Annotated in this window: 1 protein-coding gene and 1 rRNA gene; one reads left to right on the forward strand and one right to left on the reverse strand. The window is 48.7% G+C overall.

Annotated elements, in window-relative coordinates; all coding sequences use genetic code 11:
- Window positions 1–111 (forward strand): 5S ribosomal RNA (rrf, locus tag F0185_RS34045); the annotation flags it as partial.
- A 106-nt stretch (window positions 112–217) separates the two neighbouring features.
- On the opposite strand, the gene F0185_RS34050 is transcribed toward rrf, so the two are convergent.
- Entirely contained in the window at window positions 218–559 is a 342-nt protein-coding gene (locus tag F0185_RS34050; protein ID WP_167233118.1) for a hypothetical protein, read from the reverse strand.
- Between the last annotated feature and the right edge of the window lie 384 nt (window positions 560–943).

Below are 943 nucleotides of genomic sequence, written 5' to 3' on the forward strand. Positions count from 1 at the left end.
TGATGACCATAGTAAATCGGTACCACCCCTTCCCATCCCGAACAGGACCGTGAAACGATTTTACGCCGATGATAGTGCTGCAACCAGTGTGAAAGTAGGTCATCGTCAGGCTAGTTATAAGAAGAAAGCCCCGCAGAAATGCGGGGTTTTTTTTCGTCCGCGTTTTCGTTGGAATGCCGCCAGGTAACCCATGAGCTCCTGGCGACATGGCATGAGCCTATTTCACGATCGTCAGCTGCTTCACAATTTCAACACGGTCATCTCGATGAGGGCCGGCGATGCGGTCACGGTTGCGTTCAATTTTGTACTCCAATATCACCTTAGTTCCTTTGAATTTTTTCTTCAAAGAATGTCCCCCGTAGCCGTCGTTGTCCTCCTCCAGGAATTGGTTGCATACATCCGTCACGCAATAGGCGCTGACCTCCTTGCCATCGGCGGTGCGGATAATCACACCGTTGTTGTCGCTACCGCCGCCACCGATCAGTTTTCCGGAAATGGTCGTGGCAAGAACTACCTGGGGCAGGACAAGCAGCACAGCGAAGAGATAAGGTCGTTTCATGTCATTCTTTCTAGCAACTAGTATCAAGATGTCCATTATTGCAGACTGAAACGCGATTTCGGCATCTGGTCCTACAAATTCCTTGCTAGTGAGCAGCGCCTTTGCTATAGTTCGCCTCCCCGCTGAAGCGCTAGCGAAATCAAGTAGTTGCAGGACAGTCTAGGGGCGTTTCGAAAGAAACGAAGTAACAAAAAGAGGTTGACGAGAAACGCGAAACGCTGCATAATCTCACCTCTCTGCTGCAACGAACACAACGCTTCGTACCATGCGGCAAGACAGAAATACCGAATACTTTCTTTAACAATTAACAGTCGATAAGTGTGGGCGTTTGATGAAGGTGCCAACGAAGCGTAAGCGACGTTGAATACTTAAATTATCAAATGT

The organism is Massilia rubra (genome assembly GCF_011682065.1).
Taxonomy (GTDB): domain Bacteria; phylum Pseudomonadota; class Gammaproteobacteria; order Burkholderiales; family Burkholderiaceae_D; genus Telluria_A; species Telluria_A rubra.

What these genes read in the sequence shown, in the direction of transcription:
- F0185_RS34050 (WP_167233118.1), bottom strand. Translation starts at nt 559, where the DNA reads ATGAAACGACCTTATCTCTTCGCTGTGCTGCTTGTCCTGCCCCAGGTA.